Origin of the sequence: Methylibium sp., from assembly GCF_013817365.1 — a bacterium.
In the GTDB taxonomy this organism is placed as follows: Bacteria; Pseudomonadota; Gammaproteobacteria; order Burkholderiales; family Burkholderiaceae_C; genus Methylibium.
Genome location: NZ_JACDCU010000448.1, coordinates 1 through 3240, shown reverse-complemented (window position 1 = coordinate 3240; position 3240 = coordinate 1). Strand labels below are relative to the sequence as shown.

Annotated in this window: 2 protein-coding genes and 2 pseudogenes; 2 read left to right on the top strand and 2 right to left on the bottom strand. The window is 70.4% G+C overall.

What is annotated here, in order from left to right:
- A pseudogene (locus H0W38_RS19470) lies at window positions 1-1252 on the bottom strand (transcriptional regulator); the annotation flags it as partial.
- A 357-nt stretch (window positions 1253-1609) separates the two neighbouring features.
- Between H0W38_RS19470 and H0W38_RS19465 the strand changes: the two are divergent.
- Both H0W38_RS19465 and H0W38_RS19460 read left to right on the top strand, forming a co-directional pair.
- Window positions 1610-2473 (top strand): class I SAM-dependent methyltransferase, encoded by an 864-nt coding sequence (locus tag H0W38_RS19465; RefSeq protein WP_292457266.1) that lies wholly within the window; start codon window positions 1610-1612, stop codon window positions 2471-2473.
- Window positions 2474-2546: 73 nt separating this feature from the next.
- Complete coding sequence (locus H0W38_RS19460) at window positions 2547-2933, top strand: hypothetical protein (RefSeq protein ID WP_292457264.1); 387 nt, start codon at window positions 2547-2549, stop codon at window positions 2931-2933.
- A gap of 78 nt (window positions 2934-3011) precedes the next feature.
- On the opposite strand, the pseudogene H0W38_RS19455 reads toward H0W38_RS19460, so the two are convergent.
- Window positions 3012-3240 (bottom strand): annotated as a pseudogene (locus H0W38_RS19455) (MFS transporter); the annotation flags it as partial.

Sequence of the window (3240 nt, the reverse complement as noted above, 5' to 3'; positions counted from 1 at the left end):
GCCCGCGGTGGTGGGCCTCCCAGGCGTCGAGTGAGCTGGGCGCTTTGAGGATGGCGCGGTTGCGTTCGGCCAGCTCGATCTGGCTGGCAATGGAGGCGACGATGCGGTTGCCGATCTCGTCGAGCACCGCGAAGGTGTCGTCGAGCTTGCCGGTGAAGACTTCCGCCCACATGACGCGCGCGGTGCGCGTCTCGGTGAGCTGCGCAGTCACGCTCACCCGGCCGCTGCCTTCGCGGCGCAGCGAGCCGCTGGCGACGTAATCGACGTCGAGCCGGCGGCCGGCGTCTTCGGCGGCGACGCGTTTTTCGTGGAGCGCGAACACCGTGCCTTGCGCGATCACGAACACGCTGCGCAGCTTGGCCAGGCGCGTGATGACGTCGTGCGCCAGGCCGTCGCCAAGGCCGCCGCGCAGCGCCACGCCGCGCGTACGTTCGGCGAACGGCATCACGGCGAGCGAGGCGCGGCGTGGGCTGGCCCGTGAGGGGATCGGGTCGTCGAGGATGAGGCGGCCGGGGGGCGCCGTCGTGGCGGCGCTGGCGACCGGCAAGACGAGTGTGGTTGGGGCTTCGCGGCCCTCTCGCATCGGCGCGGAGGACCACGACCGCGCGGCGTGCCGCAGCTTCGCGGCCCGCCAGACATGGCCGATGGGCGCCCAGTCCTGCCCCTCGGCCTCGTACAGCCGCGCGGTGGCGGCCAAGTGCTCCTCGCCCTCGCGCAGGCTGCAACTTTCGGCCAGCGCGTCGAGCAGCAACTCGTGCGCGCGGCGGTCGAAGGGCGCCAGGCGCAGCCACTGCTCCAGGGCGTCGATCGCCTCGGCGCAGGCCGGCGGCAGCGCCTGTACCAGATGGTCGAGCACGGCCGCGTGCCCGGCGCGCATGCGGCGGCGCTGCCCGATCAGCCAGGCGTTGAAGGCGCTGCTGCGCGCCAGCTCCAGCCCTTCCAGCAAATCGCCCCGGGCGAAGCACGCCACCAGGGCCCGCAGCCGCTGTGCCGGGAGCGTCGCGACCCCGCCCTGCAAGGCGTGCCCGACCTCCATTGCATCGACCATGCAACCGGCCAGGTCGAGCCGGATCGTGTCGCCGCTCGCCAGCACGCGCGGGCGACCCGGATCGTCGAGCACGCCGCGCAGCTTGCTCAGGCACCAGCGCAGCTCGCCGCGTGGGTCGTTGGGCAGGTCCCAGAGCAGCTCGCACAGGTGGCTGCGCGCGAGTCCGTGCGAGGCGAGCGCCAGATAGGCGAGCAGGGCGCGCACCTTTCGCGAGGGCGGCAGTTCGAGTTGGGTGCCGCCGCGGTGAACCGTCAGCGGGCCAAGCAAGCGCAGACACAGGGTGCCGCTTGCGCTGCTCCCGTGACTCCCGGGGTTCGTGTGGTTCCCGTGGCTTTCGTCACCGCCAATGCCACTGACGCCGCCGCCCGGGACGTCGGCAGCAGTCCCGCCCGACGATTCCATGCTCGATTCCACGCGGGCTACCACGCTGCCTCCAACGACCGGGCCGGACAGTGCGTTGCGCCCGCTGATGCGCAAGCCCGACAAAGGCAGCACGGCGACGCGACACGGCCCCGACCCGCGGGGCCTATCACTGTCCACTCGACCCACGGAGCAGCCCTCATGAACGCATTGTCTGCCTCTGCCGCCGCGCAGAAGATCCCCACAAGCACGGAGCCCGACTTCGCCGCCATCAAGAACCGCCAGAAGGCCGCCTGGGCCTCTGGCGACTACGCCGTCGTCGGCACCACGCTGCAGATCGTCGGCGAGTCGCTGTGCGAGGCGCTCGACCTGCGCGCCGGCCACCGCGTGCTCGACGTGGCCGCCGGCAACGGCAATGCCTCGCTGGCCGCGGCGCGCCGCTGGTGCGAGGTGACCTCCACCGACTACGTGCCGGCCCTGCTGGAGCGCGGCCGCGAGCGTGCCGCGGCCGAGCGGCTGGCGGGCCAGATCGAGTTCCGCGAGGCCGATGTCGAGGCCTTGCCTTTCGACGACGGCAGCTTCGACGCCGTGGTCTCCACCTTCGGCTGCATGTTTGCGCCCAACCCACCGCGCGTGGCTGGCGAGCTGCTGCGCGTGTGCCGGCCCGGCGGCAAGATTGGCCTGGCCAACTGGACGCCGGATGGCTTCATCGGCCAGTTGTTCAAGACCATCGGCAAGCACGTGCCGCCGCCGGCCGGCGTCAGCTCGCCGGCGTTGTGGGGCACGCATGGCCGGCTGGCCGAGCTGTTCGAGACCGAGGCGGCCGACATCCAGGCCAAGCCGCGCCACTTCGTCTTCCGCTACCGCTCCCCCGAGCACTGGCTGGACGTGTTCCGCGGCTACTACGGCCCGGTACTCAAGGCCTTTGCCGCGCTCGAAGGCACCGCCGCGCAGCAGGCGCTCGCCGATGACCTGCTCACGCTGATCGGCCGCTTCAACGTAGCCGACGACGACACGATGGTGGCGCCCAGCGAGTACATCGAGGTCGTCGTTACCAAGCGTTGAACGTCCATTGCTTGAAAGGATGCGGCAATCGACTTCCATCCCCTCAACATTCCTCGACGACAAGGAGAACGACATGCACATCCACAAAGACGCGGTGGACGTGAAGATGGAAATCCCCGGCGCGGTGATTCGCCAGCAACTGGATTTCGGCGACGCCACCGGCTACGGCAAGATCAGCGGCGAGTACTTCACGCTCTCGGAGGGGGTCGATACGCGGCCGCTTTTCGAGGGCCTGGCCGGCACTGTGTGCCACTCCCCTCATTGGGGTTACGTGCTGCGGGGGCGCATCACCACGACCGACTCGAACGGGGTGCAGGAGACGGTCAATGCCAACGATCTGTTCTATTGGCCGCCCGGTCACAACGTGAAGGTCGAGGCGGATGCCGAGATCATCATGTTCAGCCCGCAGCACGAGCACAGCCACGTCATCAACCACATGATCGAGAAGGTTCGGTCATAGGCTCGGGGTGAAAAGGGCCCGTCGCCGGTTCGCACAGGCGCCCGGTCACGGCGTGCCGGGGGCCGGCGATCCCGCCGGTCAGCGCGGCCGACGGCCGTCGTGCTCATCTGCGCCGAGCGGCGGCGCCACCTCCTCCAAGGGCTTGCGCTCCGCATCGACGGCGTAGCGCAGCGCGAGCATCCCGGCCGCAATCACCAGCACGGCGCCGATCGCGTAGCCCACGGCCACGGCGCCGCGGCTGCCGGTCTCTATCAGCATGCCGAACAGCAATGGCGCCGCAAAGCCGCCCGCGCCGGTGCCCACCGCG

Excerpts from the sequence above, each read along its gene's own strand:
- H0W38_RS19460 (WP_292457264.1), top strand. The coding sequence starts at position 2,547 with ATGCACATCCACAAAGACGCGGTGGACGTGAAGATGGAAATCCCCGGC.
- H0W38_RS19465 (WP_292457266.1), top strand. The coding sequence starts at position 1,610 with ATGAACGCATTGTCTGCCTCTGCCGCCGCGCAGAAGATCCCCACAAGC.